Raw genomic sequence first — 16,302 nt, forward strand, 5'->3', positions numbered from 1 at the left:
ACGCCCTCCACAGCCTTGCCCCACCCATGGCGCACGGTTCCGTCCTCACACGGACGGGTCGGGGTGAGCCGGCCACCCATGGCGTGAGCTCCTCCGAGGACAAAGCGGCTGCCGGGCGAGCCCGGTGAACGCCTACGCCCGTGCCCGGTTCCCTGTGCCCGTCCCCTTCAGCGCGTCCAGCGCGTACACGCAGCGGTCCTTGCTGCACGCGTACACCACGCCCCCCTTCGCCACCGGCGACCCCGTGATCTCGCCGCCCGTCGCAAGCTTCCAGCGCAGCTGGCCGCCCGCTGCGTCCAGCGTGTACAGCACGTGGTCCGCGGAACCGAAGTGGACGCGGCCGTCCGCGACGACCGGCGCGCCGACGACCTCGCCGCCCGCGGCGAACCGCCATTTCGGGGTACCCGTCACCGCGTCCAGCGTGTACAGCGCGCTGCCGCTGCCGACGTGGACATTGCCCGCCGTGACCAGTACCGGTTCGATCGACTGGCGCGCCTCCGTCGCGATGCGCCACCGGTCCTTGCCGGTCGTCGCGTCGAGTGCGTACACCGTGCCGAGGTAGTCGGCCAGGTACACCCCGCCACCGGTGACCGCGGGCCCCGGCGCGAACGCGGGCGGGGACAGGAAGACCGCGGGCGACTCGAAGTGCCACCGCACCAGCCCCGACGCGATGTCCACCGCGAGGACCCGGGTGCCCGCGGCGACGTACACGTAGCCGTCCGCGGCGGCCGTCACCCGTACCGGCACACCCCCGCAGGACGCCGCGTCCCCGATCGGGTACGACCAGCGCTCGATGCCCGTACGGGCGTCCACCGCGCGCAGCCGGGCGTCCTGCCACAGGTACACCGTGCCGTCGTGGATCGCGGGCCCGGCCTCGGCCGTCTCGAAATCGGTCTGTACGCCTCCGGTCTCCCACAGCTTCTCGCCGGTGGACGCTTCCCACGCCTGCACGCCGCCACCGCGCGTGCCGGTGATGACGGTGCCCCGGTCGGCCTTGAGCGAGTGCACCCAGGCGTCGGTCTGCAGCCGCCACCGTTCGACGCCGGTCAGCGCGTCCAGGGCGTACAGCGAAGGGCCGTCGGAGCCGTGGATGCGGCCGCCGTCGAGCGTCATCGACCAGGCGACGTCACGGGTCTTGAACTGGCGCCGTCCGTTGCCGACGTCCAGCGCGTGCACCTCGAACGACGTCACGTACAGCAAGTCCCCGGCGACGACCGGCGTGCCCCACACGTCGTTCGACATCCGGAACCGCCAGGGCCGCCAGCGGTCCGGCTCCGCGGGCGGCGCATCGGGGGCGTGCGCCGGAGGGGGCAGCGGGGCGGCGGCCGGGACCGCGCCGTTCAGCCCGGCGGGCGGGCGCACCCACCCGGTCGCGGGACCCGCCTCGGCGCCGGCCATCGCGCGCACGTCCGCGGCACGCGGCCCGGGTCCGATCGGCACCTTCGCCCCGGGCAGCCGCACCGGACCGCCCCCGTCGGACTCGGCCGCCCGAACGGGTGAGGGGGCGGGGGACGGCGACCTCAGGTCAGCGCCGCTGCGCCACGCCGACTCCCAGTCCGCGCCCCGCGGCGGGTGCTGGGGCGGCGGCGGCGCCGGGGCGGGCGCAGGGGCGGGCGCCGGCGCGGTGGGGACCGCCGTGCGCCCCCCGCCGCGGCGCTGCTCGATCATCGCCGTGGCGGACGTCGGCAGCCAGGCCGACGCCGTACCGCTGTCGTCGCTGCCGGAGGCAAAGAGGTGCGGGGCGAGCCGGGCCTGCAGATCGGCCGGGCTGGGCCGCAGCCCGGCGTCCATCTGCATGCAGGACTCGATCAGCGGCCGCAGGTCGTCGGGCAGCCCCTCCACATCGGGGCCCTCCCGCAGCAGCATGAAAACCGTCTCGACCGGGTTCGCCCCGTGGAACGGCGCATGCCCGGTGGCGGCGAAGACGAGCGTCGAGCCGAGCGAGAACACATCGCTCGCGCCCGTGACACTGCGCGAGTCCCTGGCCTGCTCCGGCGACATGTACGCAGGGGTGCCGACCGCCACGTTGGTCATGGTCAGCCGGGTGTTGGAGACTCCGGACGCGATCCCGAAGTCGATCACCCGCGGACCGTCCTCGACCACCAGCACGTTCGACGGCTTGAGGTCGCGGTGGACCAGCCCCGCGCCGTGGATGGACTGGAGCGCCTCGGCGATCCCGGCGGCCAGCCAGCGCACCGCCTGGGTCGGCATCGGGCCGCACTCCGTCACTATTTCTTCGAGCGAGGGAGCGGGCACGTAAGCGGTGGCGAGCCACGGCACGGCGGCACGCGGGTCGGCGTCCACCACGGCGGCCGTGTAGAAGCCGCTGACCGCGCGGGCGGCCTCCACCTCACGCGTGAAGCGGACCCGGAAGAGCTGGTCCTCGGCGAGCTCCGTACGCACGGTCTTGATCGCCACCCGCCGGCCGGACGCCGAGCGGGCGAGATAGACCAGCCCCATGCCGCCGGCCCCGAGCCGTCCCAGCACCTCGAACGGGCCGATCCGCCTCGGGTCGTGCTGCGTCAGCTGCTCCACCACTTGCCTGCCACCTCCCCGTACGGACCTCAGGAACAGAAGTCCGCGAAAAACCCCGCCCTGTGCAGCGTCTCACCACTGGGCACCACCCGGCGGTGCGCTCCCTGATTGTTCCTGGCTGAGGCGATGGTTGCGAACCCGGGGGCGGATCGGGGTGTCACATGTCACTCTGCCCTCTTTCAGGACACCGGGGGCTGAAGTACGGCGAACTCGGCACCCTGATCGTCGTGCAGGACCGCCATCCGCCCATACGGGATGTCGAAGGGCGGCGCGGAGACCCGGCCGCCGAGCCCGACCGCCGCCTCGGCAGCGGCGTCGCAGTCCGCGACGGCGAAGTAGATGCGGAAATAGCTGGGCATCTCGGCCGGGAACGCGTCGGTGATCACGCTGCGTCCGCCGATCGCGGTGTCCGGGCCGGGTTCGGTGCCTTCGGGGGACCACATGCGGAAGTCGACGCCGGACTCGGAGGCGCCCGCACCGCCGGACCCGGACTCGGCGGATCCGAAATCGGAGGCGCCCTCGTCGCCGGTGTCCTCGTCGCCGGTGTCCCCGTCGCCGGTGTCCCCGTCGCCGGTGTCCCCGTCGCCGGTGCCCGGCTCGCCATGATCGGTGCCGGACTCGCCGAGATCGGTTCCGAGGAAGCCGAAAACCTTCTCGTAGAAGGCGTCGACGCGGCCCTTCTGCCGGGTGTGGACCTCGGTCCAGCAGAAGGATCCGGGCTCGTTCTGCTTCTCGAACCCGCTGCGGTCACCGGCCTGCCAGAGCCCGAAGACCGCACCGCCCGGGTCGGCGGCCTGCGCGAGCACGCCCGCGCGGCCGACCCGGACGGGCTCGGTGATGACCCGGCCGCCCTCCTGCCGGATCAGGGCGACGGTCGCGACGATGTCGTCGGTGGTGAAGTAGACGCCCCAGGCGGTCGGCATCCGGCCGTCCTGCTTGGCGGCGAGTGCGGCGACGAGCTTGCCGTCGCTGAGGGCCTCGGCGTACGCGCCCCCGGCGGCCTCCCCGGCCCGGAAGGTCCACCCGAAGAGCCCGCCGTAGAAACGCTTGCCCGCTTCGAGATCGGGGAGCTGCGCGTCCACCCAGCATGGCGCGGAGCGCGGGAATGCGGCCATGGGCCCGGGTCCTTCCATCGAGGTGACGCTCGTCACACCCAACGTAGCCGCGCGCCGCGTGTACCGCGCAGCGAACGCCTCTCGTCGAACGAAGATTCGATATCGGAGTTCCTTGGCCGTCGCGTCACGGAAAGTTATCCACCGATGTTGTCCACAGGCTGTTGATAACACCGCTCAGGCTGTGGATCGCATCCGCCGAAATCCGGCCACTTCTCCCACGCCACCCCACCGCACCTGCGGAACTCCCCATTTGCAGTCGGCCGAATCGCGCTCCGATCACCCCTCGGTAAGCTGACGGCATGACAGGACAAGTGCGCACCGTCGACGGCCGCGTGGCCGGTCGACGCGGACAGGCGACGCGGCAGAAGCTGCTCGACTGCCTCAGCGAAATGCTCAGCTCCTCGCCTTACCGGGACGTCAAAGTCATCGACGTCGCCCGCAGGGCCGGGACTTCACCCGCAACCTTCTACCAGTACTTCCCCGACGTCGAGGGAGCCGTCCTCGAGATCGCCGAAGAAATGGCCAAGGAGGGCGCCGCGTTGACCGAATTGGTCGCCGGCCGCTCCTGGGTCGGCAAGGCGGGCTGGCAGACCTCCGAAGAGCTCGTCGAGGGATTCCTCGACTTCTGGCGACGCCATGACGCGATCCTGCGCGTGGTCGACCTGGGGGCGGCCGAGGGCGACAAGCGGTTCTACAAGATCCGCATGAAGATCCTGAACTCGGTCACCAACTCCCTCACCGATTCGGTGAAGGAGCTCCAGGCCAAAGGCAAGGTCGACAAGGACGTCAGTCCGGCAGCGATGGCGGGCTCGCTCGTCGCGATGCTGGCGGCGGTCGCCTCACACCAGAAGGGTTTCCAGACCTGGGGCGTCAAGCAGGCGGAACTCAAGCCCAATCTCGCACTGTTGGTGCATCTGGGCATCACCGGCAAGAAACCGACGAGATAGCGCCGGGCGCACCCTTCTCTCCGGCCTCTTGCCTCGCTTCTTCCTGCACTGGGCTCCGCACGGCAATCCCGGGCTGCCCACGTCCTGTCTCACCGATGGCGGACCACCCGATGTGGTCCGCCATCGGCGTATCCGGGCGGCTTCCGGGTCACGGAGTGTCGCGCCGCTCCAGCCGGAAGAGCCGGATCTCCCGCTCCACCCGTGCCTGATACGTGGCGTACGGCGGCCAGAAGGCCAGCGCCGCCTGCCACACCTCCACCCTCTCCGCGCCCTCCAGCAGCCGGGCACGCACAGCGATGTCGCGCCCCTTCCAGTTGATGACGGCGTCGTCCGGATGGGCCAGCAGATTGGCGGTCCAGGCAGGATGACCCGGACGGCCGAAGTTGCTGCCGATCAGAATCCAGCTGTCGCTGCCGCCGCCCTCGGAGCGGCGCTCCGGCATGCAGGCCAGCGGAGTGGTGCGCGGCTGTCCGCTCCTCGCCCCGCGCGCCGTCAGGACCATCCCCGGCAGCATCCGCGCGCTGAGCAGCACCTTCCCGCGGGTGAGCCGGTGGACGGTGCGGTCCATGGCGGGCACGACGTACGGGGCGATCCTGGCGAAGGCACGGGTCGAGGACACCTTCTGGATCAGCCGGACTCCGGGCGCCATCAGACCGCCACCTCCTCGCGCGGTTTCTGGTCGCCGGGCGTGAACAGACCGGCCTGTTCGGCGGCGTGGTCGCGCAGCCGGTGGACCGGACCGAAGAGCAGCTCGTCGGCGGCGGCCCGTTTGAAGTAGAGATGCGCCTCGTGTTCCCAGGTGAAGCCGATGCCGCCGTGCAGCTGGATGGCCTCGGCGGTGGTGATCCGCAGCGCTTCCAGCGCCTGAGCGAGCGCGAGCCCTCCGGCCGCCGGGTCCCACGCCGCGTAGTACGCCGCGGACCTGGCCGCCTGCACCCGTACGTAACTGTCGGCGAGCCGGTGCTTCACCGCCTGGAAGGAGCCGATGGCGCGGCCGAACTGCTCGCGCGCCTTGACGTATTCGATGGTCCGGTCGAGTGCGCTCGCCGCGGCTCCGACCGCCTCCGCCGCCAGTACGGCGGCGGTCGTGCGCCCGACGGCCGCGAGTGCTCCGGCCGGCCCCGACACATCCACCGAGTCGTCCGCGCCGAGCAGTTCGGCGGTGGTCTCACGGAGTTCGACACGGGCCACCGGCCGGGTCTCGTCGAGCGAGATCTGCCGGGTGCGGGCGAGCCCGGTCGCCGTGTCGGAGCGGACGAGGAAGAGGAGAGTCCGGCTGCGCGGGAAGCCACCCGTGTGGGCGGCGACCAGCAGAAGTCCGGCGCTGTGCCCGTCGAGGACCTGGGCGGCTTCCCCGTACAACCGCCACCCGTCCGGGCCGGGCGTGGCCTGTACGCCGCCGGACCGGCCGCCGCCCGCCCAGGCGCCGCCGCTGGTGTCGCCGATGAGACCGAGGGCGGTGGCCGGTGAGCCGCCGGGGACTGCGAGGGTCGCGGTCAGTTCGCCCGCGGCGATGCGCGGCAGCAGGGCGGTGCGCTGGGCGTCGGTGCCGACGGCGGCGATCAGCGGTGCGGCGAGCGCGGCGGTGGCGAGCAGCGGGGACGGCAGCAGGGCGCGGCCGGCCTCCTCGCAGGCGACGGCGAGTTCGGCGGGGCCGCAGCCGGCTCCTCCGTACTCCTCCGCGAGCGTGAGGCCGGGCAGTCCGAGATCCTGGGCGAGCTGCCGCCACAGGGTCTCGTCGTATCCGTGCGCGGTCCGTACGGCGCTCCTGACCTCGGCGGGTCCGCAGCGTTTGGCCAGCAGGTCGCGCAGGGTGCGGCGGATCTCGTCCTGCTCCGCGGTGAAGGCGGCGTCCATGGTCGGGCTCCTTCCCCTCAGGGGCCGTCGACCCCTGATCTGACGGGGCGTCATGCTAAGGGTGACGGCGCCAGAAACCCAGACTCGCGCACACCTCCGCTCCCGGACCCGGCCCGCCCGCACACCGGTCTGTAGCGCCATATCTGATGTACCGTCAGATTCATGCCTTCCTCACCCTTCTCTCCCCCGCGCAAGGTCGCTGTCGTCGGCATATCCCTCGCGGACTGCGGACGCGTCGACGGCCCGACTCCGTACACCCTCCACGCCCAGGCCGCCCGCCGGGCACTCGCCGACTCGGGCCTGGACCGCTCGGTCGTCGACGGTTTCGCCTCCGCCGGACTCGGCACGCTCGCCCCCGTCGAGGTCGCCGAGTATCTGGGACTGAAACCCACCTGGGTGGACTCCACCGCCGTCGGCGGTGCGGCCTGGGAGGTGATGGCCGCCCACGCCGCCGACGCGATCGCGGCAGGCCGCGCGAACGCCGTACTCCTGGTGTACGGATCGACCGCCCGCGCCGACATCAGGGCGGGGCGCCGCACGTCGAACCTGTCGTTCGGTTCGCGCGGCCCGCTCCAGTTCGAGGTGGCGTACGGGCACTCGCTGATCGCCAAGTACGCCATGGCCGCCCGCCGCCATATGCACGCGTACGGGACGACGCTGGAGCAGCTCGCCGAGGTGGCGGTCCAGGCGCGAGCGAACGCGGCGGCCAACCCGGACGCGATGTTCCGGGACCCGATCACGGTGGACGACGTGCTGTCCGGCCCGATGATCGCGGACCCGTTCACCAAGCTGCACTGCTGCATCCGCAGCGACGGCGGGTGCGCGGTGCTGCTGGCCGCGGAGGAGTACGTGCCGGACACGGCGAAGGCTCCGGTGTGGATCCTCGGCACGGGTGAGCACGTCTCGCACTCCACGATGTCGGAGTGGGACGACTTCACGGTCTCCCCGGCGGCCGTCTCGGGCCGCCGGGCGTTCGAACGGGCCGGGGTACGGCCGGCGGACATCGACCTGGCCGAGATCTATGACGCGTTCACCTATATGACGCTGGTGACACTGGAGGACCTCGGCTTCTGCGCGAAGGGCGAGGGCGGCGCCTTCGTCGAGAAGGGCCGCACAGGCCTGACCGGCGAGCTCCCGGTCAACACCGACGGCGGCGGCCTCTCCGCCTGCCACCCCGGCATGCGCGGGCTGTTCCTGCTGGTGGAGGCGGTACGGCAACTGCGCGGGGAGGCGGGAGACCGTCAGGTCCGGAAGGCGGACGGACGGCTGCCGGAGCTGGCGGTGGCCTCGGGGACGGGCGGCTGGTTCTGCTCGTCGGGGACGGTGGTGCTGGGGCGGGGGTGAGCGGGTATGAGGGCAGTGTGAGGGGGTGAGGCAACGGTGCACTCCGGGGCCTGATGTCCAATGGCCGCATGACGGATGCATCGACCTCTGCCCAGCGCACCTTCCGGGACCTCCTGCACACCCAGCGCGTCTGGGACGTGGACCTCCCCGCCTTCGACCCGGCCGCCGCGCCCCGCACCCCGCTCCCCCTCTTCCACGCCTGGTTCGCCGAGGCGGTGGCCGCCGGGCAGACCGAGCCGCACACCATGACGCTGGCCACCGTCGACGCCGAGGGCCACCCCGACGTTCGGACGCTGATGCTGCACGACGCGGACGACCGCGGCTGGCACTTCGCCACGCACGCCACCAGCGCAAAGGGCCGCCAGCTCGCCGCGCGTCCGCATGCGGCGCTCGGTTTCTACTGGCCCGCACAGGGCCGACAGGTACGGGTACGAGGTCCGGTCACCGCCTGCACCCCGGCCGAGAGCCGGGCCGATCTGCACGTCCGCTCGACCGGGGCGCTGGCCTCGGCGCTGGTGGGGCGACAGAGCGAGGTGCTCGGCTCGTACGAGGAGCTGAACCGCGCCTCGGACGCCGCATGGGAGCGGGCGCTGGCAGAACCGGAGACGGACGTGACGAGCTGGACGCGGTACGTGGTCGAGCCGCACGAGGTCGAGTTCTTCCAGGGCGATGCGCGGCGACGGCACGTCCGGCTCCGCTACCGCCGGGACGGCGGCGACTGGACCCGGGAACTGCTCTGGCCGTGAGCCGGAAAACTATTTCGACCAGAAAGGGGCACTATGGGAAGCAGGTGAGTTGCTGGAGGCATTCCATGACACAAGCCCGTTCCCGTTACGCCCCCGACCACGGTCTGACCACGCGCATGGTCACCACCATGTTCCTGATCGGACTGCTGTACGTGGTCCTGGTGGGCGTGCTCCTCGCGGTGCTGCGGGGCGCCTGGCCGATCATCCTGATCCTCGTGGGTGGCCTGTTCATCGCGCAGTTCTGGTTCAGCGACCGCATCGCCGCCTTCAGCATGGGCGCCCGCGAGGTCACCCCCGAGGAAGCACCCGAGCTGCACGGCACCATCGACCGGATCTGCGCCCTGGCCGACATGCCCAAGCCCCGGGTCGCCATCGCCCAGAGCGACGTACCGAACGCCTTCGCCACCGGCCGCGGCGAGAAGACCGCCCTCGTCTGCGCCACCACCGGGCTCCTGCGCAGACTGCAACCCGAGGAGCTGGAGGGCGTCCTCGCACACGAGATGTCACACGTCGCGCACCGGGACGTCGCCGTCATGACGATCGCCTCGTTCCTCGGCGTCATGGCCGGCGTGATCACCCGCGTCGCCCTCTGGGGCGGCTTCTCCCGCAGCAGCCGCAGCAGCGACCCCGTCGGCATCGCGATCCTGCTGGTCCCGCTGATCAGCGCCGTCGTGTACTGCCTGAGTTTCCTGCTCACCCGACTGCTCTCGCGCTACCGCGAACTCTCCGCCGACCGCGCCGCCGCCCTCCTCACCGGCCGCCCCTCCGCGCTCGCCTCGGCGCTCACCAAGGTCAGCGGGCAGATGGCCCGGATCCCGACGGAGGACCTGCGGAAGGCGGAGCCGTACAACGCCTTCTACTTCGTCCCGGCGTTCTCGTCCGAGGAGAGCCTCAGCCGGCTGCTCTCCTCCCACCCGACCCTCGAACAGCGCCTCGACCAGCTGGCCCGCATCTCCGCCGAACTCGCCCGCCCGTAAGGAGTCCACAGTGGGTCTGCTCGACACGATCCTGGGACGCAGCAAACCGGTCCGCCCCGACCTCGACCAGCTCTTCGCCGTACCGTCCGCCGCGCTCACCCTCCAGGCGGGCGCGGGCTTCATCCCCACCGGTCTGGGCTCGGTCTGCTTCGCGGGCGTGGAGGGCGGCACCTTCGCCCGTATCCAGCAGGACGTACAGGAACTGCTCGACGCGGACACGGACCGGGGCGGGATCCCGGTGGAGTTCAGCCACGATTCGTACGGCTACACCTGGCTGCTCGCCCGCCACTCCCCCGACGACGTGGCCGGCCTGGTCAACGACCTGCACGCGGTCAACACACTGCTCCAGGACGGGGGTTTCGGCCCGCAACTGCTCTGTTCACTGATCGGCTTCCGGAACGCCGAAGGGCGCTCGCTGGCCCTGGTCTACCTCTACAAACGCGGCACGTTCTATCCGTTCGCCCCGGTGCCGGGCGGCGCCGAGAGACGGGACAGCGCCCTGGAGCTGCAGGTCAGGGCGACACTGGGCGACGACTTGCGGGTCGAGCAGGATCTCTCCCGGTGGTTCCCGGTCTGGGGCGCGCCCGGCCTGTGACAATCAGGCGGTGCGTGCACCGGCCACGAAAGCGGACCAGGCGGCCGGGGTGACGGCGAAGGTGGGGCCTTACGCGCTGATCACCCGCGCCAGCCGCTCCAGCCGCACCCAGTTGAGGATCTTCGGCGCGTGTTTCTCCTCGTCGACCAGCTCCACGCACGCCTTCAACGCTCCCCCCGCCTCGAAGACTTGATCTGCATCCCGCAGGAAGTCCAACGAGGGGATGCGCTCAGCCCGCCCATATGCCCCCCATTAAGGACTCCGAGACCAACAGCTTCTCCGACGCGTCCCTCTGCGTGAGCCCCGCCCGTATCCGGTGGATCCGGATCAGATCCCCCACAAGCCTCCGCACCTGCGACGGCTCACCACTCGTCCCCACAGCCACCACCGCTCTCACCACATTGCCGAATGTGTACCGTGTCTATCTCGTCACGCTACGAAGTCGGCGGGATCCTCGTATCCATGACGAGCAAGAATCTCCCCGAATGGGTACCCCCCGCGGGGCTGCAACTCCATCTGACCGGGGTCCACTTCGACGCCATCCGGGTGCGCGGCGTACGCGGCGAGGCCGTCCTGCACCACCTCGCCACGCTCACGGACGGCGATCCGGGTCCGGTGGTCCGGGAGGTCGCGGGCGGGCGGTGGACGTACTTCCTGATCCCGCCCGGGGTGAGCAAGGAGTACGACTGGCCGCCCGGGGCGACATGTCTCGGCCCGTCGGCGCGGGACCTGTACGTGGGGATCCCCGCGGCGCACGGCAACACGTATCCGCTGAGCTGGCGGTGCGGGGCGCCGGAGGAGGGGCAGTTCGTGGACGCCGAGCTGCTGCACGGGGTGGTGGTTGCGCAATTGGTACGGGAGAACTGGTGACCCGTTCCGTATCATCAGGTTCATGACTCCTGAGCGCCCGAATTCCGTCAGTCGGCTTCGTGCCTCCGACGCCGACCGCGAAGCGGTGGTGGAGCAGCTCCAGGAGGCGGCGGCCGAGGGCCGCATCGATCTCGACGAGCTGGATACGCGCCTGGGTCAGGCGCTCGCCGCCAGGACCTTCGCCGAGCTGGAACCCCTCACCGCCGATCTGGCGCTCGCGCCGCAGAACGCGACGGAGCCGCTGGTCATCGAGGGCGGCATCCACGGCCTGGCACGGACCGGACGGTGGAAGGTGCCTGCGCGCATCGACGTGGACGGCGGCATGGGCGGCGCCAAGCTCGACTTCACGCAGACCGAGACCCGACTGCGCGAGATCGATCTGGAGGTCAACGGCCAGATGGGCGGGGTCGTCGTCGTCGTACCCAGGGGGTGGGCGGCGGAGACCGACGACGTCCGTCCCGGCATGGGCGGCTTCAAGGACCGGACCCGGGGCGAGAGACTCCCGGGCGCACCGCTGCTCCGCCTCACCGGCTCGGGCGGCATGGGCGGAGTGGTCGTCCGCCACCCCAACATCTGGGAGCGATGGAAGCTGCGCCGCAGCAAGCGGCGCTGAGCCTGCCACGTCAGGCACCGGCTTCCGGCCGGAAGACCGGGACCGCCTCGCACCCCTCCTCCTGCCGGAAAGCGACGCGCAACTCCATGCCGATCGCGAGGGCAGACTCCTCGCAGTCGACGATCTCCGTCATCATGCGCGGCCCCTCGGCGAGGTCGACGACGGCCGCCGTGTACGGGACGCGGGAACCGAACGGCGGCAGGTCGTTGCGGTGGACGACGGACCAGGTGTAGAGCCTGGCGCGGCCGCTCGCCCGCTCCCAGTCGACGTCCTCGCTCCAGCACGTGGGGCAGAACTCGCGCGGATAGTGGTGGGCGGCGCCGCAGGCACGGCACCGTCGCAGCAGCAAGTACCCCTCGGCGGCGGCGTCCCAGTAGGGGCGGGTGAAGTCGTCCGGCTCGGGCAGGTCGAAGCGGGGGGTGGCGGCGGTCATCCGAAAAGTCCGATCGCGTGGTCGAGGGACCAGACCTGCCAGGACATGGCGAAGAGGGCGACCAGCGAGATCAGCACCATCATCGCGTTCTGCCCCTGCTCGGCCCAGTCGTGGATCATCAGCACCAGATAGAGGAGATTGAGGAGCAGCCCGCCGACGAGCGCGACCGGGGTCAGGAAGCCGACGATCAGCCCGAGACCGAGGGCGAGTTCCGCGTACACGACGAGGTAGGCCATTGCCTTGGGGCGGGGCGCGACGACCTTTTCGAAGCCGCTCCTGACCGCCGGCCACTTGTGCTTGCCCGCGACGTCCGCCGCCCAGGCGATGCCCGTACCGCGTTCGAACCAGCCCTTCTTGTCCTTGTGCCGCCAGCTCTCAAGCCACCACAGTCCGAGCCCTATTCGAAGGACGGCGAGCCACTCGGCTCCGCCGAGCCAGATCGTCCGCATCAGGATCCCTCCCACTCAAAGAATCTGACGGTACGTCAGTTCACTCGATCCGGCACGGCCGCGCAAGAGGCGCGCAGAACGCAGACCGAAGGCACACGCCCGTGATCAATTCGCAATCGATTCCGGCCTTGACCGGGACCCATCAAGCGAACGCGCGATTACGTTCCGAGCCATGCCCGACAGCACCTCTACCGCCGGTAGCCCCCGCTCCGTACCCACCGACATCACGGAACACCGGCCCGTCTATGTCATCGGCGGCGGCCCGGGCGGTCTCGCCGCCGCGGCCGCCCTGCGCGCGCAAGGGGTGCGGTCCGTCGCGCTGGAGAAGTCCGAGAGCGTCGGCGCTTGGCCGCCTCGTCGTCACGGACACCGCCGAGGACGCGCTCTCCGGTCCGGAAAAGGAACTCGCGGGGCCCGTCACATCCGCGCGAAGCGTTCCGTCATTGCTGTGAAGGACGAAAACGAGCGGGTGTCACCACAGGCCCCGAAGATCCGGAGGAGCAGCATCATGGAAGCACGGATGAAGAACCCGGCCGTCGTCATCCCCGAGGTCATGCCCGCCATCCAGGAACTCCTGAAGGCCACTCGGAACCGTGGCGTCCCGGACTCGATGCTGGAACTCGTCCACCTGCGGGCGAGCCAGATCAACGGATGCAGCTTCTGCGTCGACTACGGGGTCCGCAGCGCCAGGAAGGCGGGCACGGCCGACGAGAAGCTGTTCGCCGTGGCGGCCTGGCGCGAGGCGCCGTACTTCTCCGACGAGGAGCGCGCGGCGCTGGCGCTCACCGAGGCGGCGACCCGGCTGAGCGACCGGGGCGATGCGGTGCCGGACGACATCTGGGACGCCGCGGCCGACCACTTCGACGAGCAGGGACTCGCCGCGCTGACCCTCATGATCGGCATCACCAACCTTTTCAACCGCCTCAACGCCACCACCAGGCAGCCGGCGGGCGAGCCGACCTGGTAGTCGGCGCGCAGAGGAGGGCCTCCGCAGCCGCGGAGGCCCTCCTCGCTTTCCCCCTGACCCTACTTGGTGAAGCAGAAGTACTTCTGCGGCGCCGACCCTCGGCCGTCGATGAGGACGGGCCGTGCGATCCGTGCGGGATCGAGGTCGGCGAACTGCGGCCACTCGGTCAGATACAGCAGCAGATCGGCGCCCTCCACAGCGGCCACCGGATCGTCGGCGCAGGCGAGTTCGGGACAGGCCTTTCCGGGCGTTGTCGAGCGCCCTCGGATCCGTGACGGTGGCACGGGCGCCGAGCTCGGGCAGCGACTGCGTCACGGCCAAGGCGGAAGATTCCCGGATGTCGTCCGTACCGGGGCCGCAGGCGGCCCCCCGTACGGTGATCGACTTCTACGACCACGCCCGGCTCTCCAGGGACGCCGCAGAGACCCGTCGCCCCGGGCGGCCGGCGGGTTCGGCCGGAGCCGGAGATCGCCGGCCCGGCAGGCCCGGCCGGCCTTTGCCTGCACACCCATTCCTGACGGAGTGTCAGTTCAGTAACCTGACAGAGTGTCAGCTTATCGCTGGCCGGGTACAGGCACCCCGACGGACTTCTGGCAGGAGTGGGCGGAACGATGCTTGGATCGACTCACGGCACCCTCACCACACACTTCCGCGCCCGGGTGGTGGGCTGCGGCGAAGAGCCGCACGCCGCCGTCCATAGCATGGCGGTCGCCGCAGGGGAAGGCGATCTCGATGTCAGCGGCCGCCCGCTGCACGCTCCCGTGCCGGATCTGGACCGGTTCTTCCGGCCCGAGTCCGTGGCCGTCATCGGGGCGTCCGACGCCGAGGACCGACCGAATACCGGCATCACCCGGCAGCTCGTCGCCTGGGCCGAGCGGGTCGGGGCGCGGCTGTATCCCGTGCATCCCAGTCGGGAGTCCGTGTTCGGGCGGGCCTGTTCTCCTTCCGTCGCGGACCTGCCGGAGCAGGTCGATCTGGCGGTGCTGCTGGTCGGCGACCCGCTTCCGGTGATCGAGGAACTCGGCCAGGCCAAGGTGAAGTTCGCGGTCGCCTTCGCCTCCGGGTTCGCCGAGACCGGCGAGGAGGGCGCCGCCGCCCAGGCGCGGCTGGCGGCCGCTGTGGAGCGGTCGGGGCTGCGGCTGCTCGGGCCGAACACCAACCTCAACGCCTTCGAGAGGTTCCGGGAGGACCTGGACGGGCCGGCGATCGCTCTGATCACCCAGTCCGGTCACCAGGGGCGCCCCGTCTACACCCTTCAGGAGCTGGGCGTGCGGCTCTCGCACTGGGCGCCCACGGGCAACGAGGCCGATCTGGAGACCGCCGACTTCATCTCGTACTTCTCCCAGCGTCCCGAGGTCGGAGCCATCGCCTGTTACGTCGAGGGCCTCAAGGACGGCCGCTCCTTTCTGCTCGCCGCCGACCGGGCGGCGCGGGCCGGGGTGCCGGTCGTGGCGGTCAAGGTGGGGCGTACGGAGACGGGGGCCAGGATGGCCGCGTCACACACCGGCAAGCTGACCGGAGCCGACCAGGTGGTGGACGCGGCGATGAGGCAGTTCGGCGTGATCCGGGTGGACGGACTCGACGAACTCCAGGACACCGCCGCCCTGCTGGCCCGGGCACGGAAGCCGCAGGCCGACGGGGTCGTCGTGTATTCGATCTCGGGCGGCACGGGCGCGCACTTCTCGGACCTGGCGACCGGGGCGGGGCTGAGGCTCCCCACCCTGTCCGAGGAGAAGCAGCGCGAGCTGCACGAGTGGATTCCCGACTACCTGAACGTGGCGAACCCGGTCGACAACGGCGGCCATCCGGTCGGCGACTGGCGCGGCCGGAAGATCATCGACGCGATTCTCGCCGACCCGGACGTCGGGGTGTTGATCTGTCCGATCACCGGCCCGTTCCCCCCGATGAGCGACAAACTCGCGCAGGACCTGGTGGACGTGGCGGAGACCACGGACAAGCTGGTGTGCGTGGTGTGGGGCTCGCCGGTCGGCACGGAGGACGCGTACCGCACAACGCTGCTCGGCTCGTCGCGCGTCGCCACCTTCCGCACCTTCGGCAACTGCATCACCGCCGTGAAGGCCTATCTGGACCACCACCGCTTCGCCGCCTCGTACCGCTCGCCCTTCGACGAGGCGCCGCGCACGCCGTCGCCCTCGTTCCGCAAGGCGCAGGCCCTGATGCGCCCGGGCCACCAGCTGAGCGAGCACGCGGCGAAGCAGCTGCTGCGGGCGTACGGAATCCGCGTGCCGCGGGAGCATCTGGTGACGAGCGCCGCGGCGTCCGTCCGGGCGGCGGGGCTGGTCGGCTACCCGGTCGTCATGAAGGCGTCGGGCGCCCGGCTCGCCCACAAGACCGAGCTGGGCCTGGTCAAGGTCGGGCTCACCTCCGCGAGCCAGGTCCGCGACGCGTACCGCGAACTGACCGACATCGCCCGCTACGAAGGTGTCGAGCTGGACGGCGTCCTGGTCTGCCAGATGATCGAGCGGGGCGTCGAAATGATGGTCGGCGTCACGCACGACGCCCTGTTCGGACCGACGGTCACGGTCGGGCTCGGCGGCGTGCTCGTGGAGGTGCTGCACGACGCCGCGGTGCGGGTGCCGCCGTTCGGCGAGGACCAGGCGCGGTCGATGCTCGGCGAACTGCGCGGCCGGGCACTGTTGGAAGGCGTACGCGGCGGACCGCCGGTGGACGTCGACGCGCTCATCGAGGTCGTACTGCGGGTACAGCGGATGGCGCTGGAGCTGGGCGACGACATCTCCGAGCTGGACATCAACCCGCTGATGGTGCTGGGGCGGGGACAGGGAGCGGTGGCGCTGGACGCGCTGGCCGTGTGCCGCTGACCGGTCACACCGCC

16 protein-coding genes and 1 pseudogene are annotated in these 16,302 nt (G+C 71.0%); 10 read left to right on the plus strand and 7 right to left on the minus strand.

The features are described 5' to 3' along the window. Positions 1–132: 132 nt before the first annotated feature. Complete coding sequence (locus AB0915_RS11930; protein WP_366690952.1) at positions 133–2,538, minus strand: PQQ-binding-like beta-propeller repeat protein; 2,406 nt, start codon at positions 2,536–2,538, stop codon at positions 133–135. 176 nt (positions 2,539–2,714) lie between these two features. After that, the gene (locus tag AB0915_RS11935) at positions 2,715–3,650 is read right to left on the minus strand and encodes a VOC family protein (protein WP_366690953.1); all 936 of its coding nucleotides are present in this window, start codon (positions 3,648–3,650) and stop codon (positions 2,715–2,717) included. A 299-nt stretch (positions 3,651–3,949) separates the two neighbouring features. Between AB0915_RS11935 and AB0915_RS11940 the strand changes: the two genes are divergently transcribed. Further along, entirely contained in the window at positions 3,950–4,597 is a 648-nt protein-coding gene (locus AB0915_RS11940; protein WP_366133589.1) for a TetR family transcriptional regulator, read from the plus strand. A gap of 148 nt (positions 4,598–4,745) precedes the next feature. Here the strand turns inward: AB0915_RS11940 and AB0915_RS11945 are convergent, their stop codons facing one another. Together AB0915_RS11945 and AB0915_RS11950 are read right to left on the minus strand one after the other, a co-directional pair. After that, positions 4,746–5,246 (minus strand): nitroreductase family deazaflavin-dependent oxidoreductase, encoded by a 501-nt coding sequence (locus tag AB0915_RS11945; protein ID WP_366690954.1) that lies wholly within the window; start codon positions 5,244–5,246, stop codon positions 4,746–4,748. Continuing rightward, positions 5,246–6,454, minus strand: a complete 1,209-nt coding sequence (locus tag AB0915_RS11950) for an acyl-CoA dehydrogenase family protein (protein ID WP_366690955.1) — start codon at positions 6,452–6,454, stop codon at positions 5,246–5,248. The genes AB0915_RS11945 and AB0915_RS11950 overlap by 1 nt, the downstream gene beginning before the upstream one ends. Before the next feature lie 162 nt (positions 6,455–6,616). Between AB0915_RS11950 and AB0915_RS11955 the strand changes: the two genes are divergently transcribed. The 6 genes from AB0915_RS11955 (at position 6,617) to AB0915_RS11980 (ending at position 11,599) form a co-directional block, all read left to right on the plus strand. After that, positions 6,617–7,798: an acetyl-CoA acetyltransferase gene (locus tag AB0915_RS11955; RefSeq protein ID WP_366690956.1), complete on the plus strand. Its 1,182-nt coding sequence runs from the start codon at positions 6,617–6,619 to the stop codon at positions 7,796–7,798. A 68-nt stretch (positions 7,799–7,866) separates the two neighbouring features. Continuing rightward, positions 7,867–8,544, plus strand: a complete 678-nt coding sequence (locus AB0915_RS11960; RefSeq protein ID WP_366690957.1) for a pyridoxal 5'-phosphate synthase — start codon at positions 7,867–7,869, stop codon at positions 8,542–8,544. A gap of 65 nt (positions 8,545–8,609) precedes the next feature. After that, entirely contained in the window at positions 8,610–9,521 is a 912-nt protein-coding gene (htpX, locus tag AB0915_RS11965) for a zinc metalloprotease HtpX (RefSeq protein ID WP_366690958.1), read from the plus strand. A 10-nt stretch (positions 9,522–9,531) separates the two neighbouring features. Continuing rightward, positions 9,532–10,116: a hypothetical protein gene (locus AB0915_RS11970; RefSeq protein ID WP_366690959.1), complete on the plus strand. Its 585-nt coding sequence runs from the start codon at positions 9,532–9,534 to the stop codon at positions 10,114–10,116. A 462-nt stretch (positions 10,117–10,578) separates the two neighbouring features. Continuing rightward, positions 10,579–10,986, plus strand: coding sequence for a hypothetical protein (locus AB0915_RS11975; protein WP_366690960.1), 408 nt, complete (start codon positions 10,579–10,581; stop codon positions 10,984–10,986). 22 nt (positions 10,987–11,008) lie between these two features. Then, entirely contained in the window at positions 11,009–11,599 is a 591-nt protein-coding gene (locus tag AB0915_RS11980; RefSeq protein WP_366690961.1) for a DUF1707 domain-containing protein, read from the plus strand. A gap of 10 nt (positions 11,600–11,609) precedes the next feature. Here AB0915_RS11980 and AB0915_RS11985 read toward each other — a convergent pair whose 3' ends face one another. Next, positions 11,610–12,032: a Zn-ribbon domain-containing OB-fold protein gene (locus tag AB0915_RS11985; protein WP_366690962.1), complete on the minus strand. Its 423-nt coding sequence runs from the start codon at positions 12,030–12,032 to the stop codon at positions 11,610–11,612. Next, on the minus strand, positions 12,029–12,481 hold the full coding sequence (locus AB0915_RS11990) for a DoxX family membrane protein (protein ID WP_366690963.1): 453 nt from the start codon (positions 12,479–12,481) through the stop codon (positions 12,029–12,031). Before AB0915_RS11990 ends, AB0915_RS11985 begins: the two co-directional genes overlap by 4 nt. Positions 12,482–12,653: 172 nt before the next feature. Here AB0915_RS11990 and AB0915_RS11995 point away from each other — a divergent pair. Further along, positions 12,654–12,818 (plus strand): annotated as a pseudogene (locus tag AB0915_RS11995) (FAD-dependent monooxygenase); the annotation flags it as partial. 171 nt (positions 12,819–12,989) lie between these two features. Then, a complete protein-coding gene (locus tag AB0915_RS12000; RefSeq protein ID WP_366690980.1) occupies positions 12,990–13,448 on the plus strand; it encodes a carboxymuconolactone decarboxylase family protein in 459 nt (152 codons plus the stop codon). A gap of 59 nt (positions 13,449–13,507) precedes the next feature. On the opposite strand, the gene AB0915_RS12005 is transcribed toward AB0915_RS12000, so the two are convergent. Next, positions 13,508–13,654 carry a hypothetical protein gene (locus tag AB0915_RS12005; RefSeq protein ID WP_366690964.1) on the minus strand — a complete coding sequence of 49 codons (147 nt, stop codon included), beginning with the start codon at positions 13,652–13,654 and terminating at the stop codon, positions 13,508–13,510. Positions 13,655–14,059: 405 nt separating this feature from the next. On the opposite strand from AB0915_RS12005, the gene AB0915_RS12010 reads away from it, so the two are divergent. Beyond that, positions 14,060–16,288, plus strand: coding sequence for an acetate--CoA ligase family protein (locus tag AB0915_RS12010; protein ID WP_366690965.1), 2,229 nt, complete (start codon positions 14,060–14,062; stop codon positions 16,286–16,288). Positions 16,289–16,302 lie beyond the last annotated feature (14 nt).

Source organism: Streptomyces sp. NPDC048411, from assembly GCF_040704695.1.
Lineage (GTDB): Bacteria > Actinomycetota > Actinomycetes > Streptomycetales > Streptomycetaceae > Streptomyces.

Bases quoted from the DNA above. Each gene is read 5' to 3' on its own strand.
- AB0915_RS11935 (WP_366690953.1), bottom strand. From the start codon at position 3,650: ATGGCCGCATTCCCGCGCTCCGCGCCATGCTGGGTGGACGCGCAGCTC.
- AB0915_RS11940 (WP_366133589.1), top strand. From the start codon at position 3,950: ATGACAGGACAAGTGCGCACCGTCGACGGCCGCGTGGCCGGTCGACGC.
- AB0915_RS11945 (WP_366690954.1), bottom strand. From the start codon at position 5,246: ATGGCGCCCGGAGTCCGGCTGATCCAGAAGGTGTCCTCGACCCGTGCC.
- AB0915_RS11950 (WP_366690955.1), bottom strand. From the start codon at position 6,454: ATGGACGCCGCCTTCACCGCGGAGCAGGACGAGATCCGCCGCACCCTG.
- AB0915_RS11955 (WP_366690956.1), top strand. From the start codon at position 6,617: ATGCCTTCCTCACCCTTCTCTCCCCCGCGCAAGGTCGCTGTCGTCGGC.
- AB0915_RS11960 (WP_366690957.1), top strand. From the start codon at position 7,867: ATGACGGATGCATCGACCTCTGCCCAGCGCACCTTCCGGGACCTCCTG.
- htpX (WP_366690958.1), top strand. From the start codon at position 8,610: ATGACACAAGCCCGTTCCCGTTACGCCCCCGACCACGGTCTGACCACG.
- AB0915_RS11975 (WP_366690960.1), top strand. From the start codon at position 10,579: ATGACGAGCAAGAATCTCCCCGAATGGGTACCCCCCGCGGGGCTGCAA.
- AB0915_RS11980 (WP_366690961.1), top strand. From the start codon at position 11,009: ATGACTCCTGAGCGCCCGAATTCCGTCAGTCGGCTTCGTGCCTCCGAC.
- AB0915_RS11985 (WP_366690962.1), bottom strand. From the start codon at position 12,032: ATGACCGCCGCCACCCCCCGCTTCGACCTGCCCGAGCCGGACGACTTC.
- AB0915_RS11990 (WP_366690963.1), bottom strand. From the start codon at position 12,481: ATGCGGACGATCTGGCTCGGCGGAGCCGAGTGGCTCGCCGTCCTTCGA.
- AB0915_RS12000 (WP_366690980.1), top strand. From the start codon at position 12,990: ATGGAAGCACGGATGAAGAACCCGGCCGTCGTCATCCCCGAGGTCATG.
- AB0915_RS12010 (WP_366690965.1), top strand. From the start codon at position 14,060: ATGCTTGGATCGACTCACGGCACCCTCACCACACACTTCCGCGCCCGG.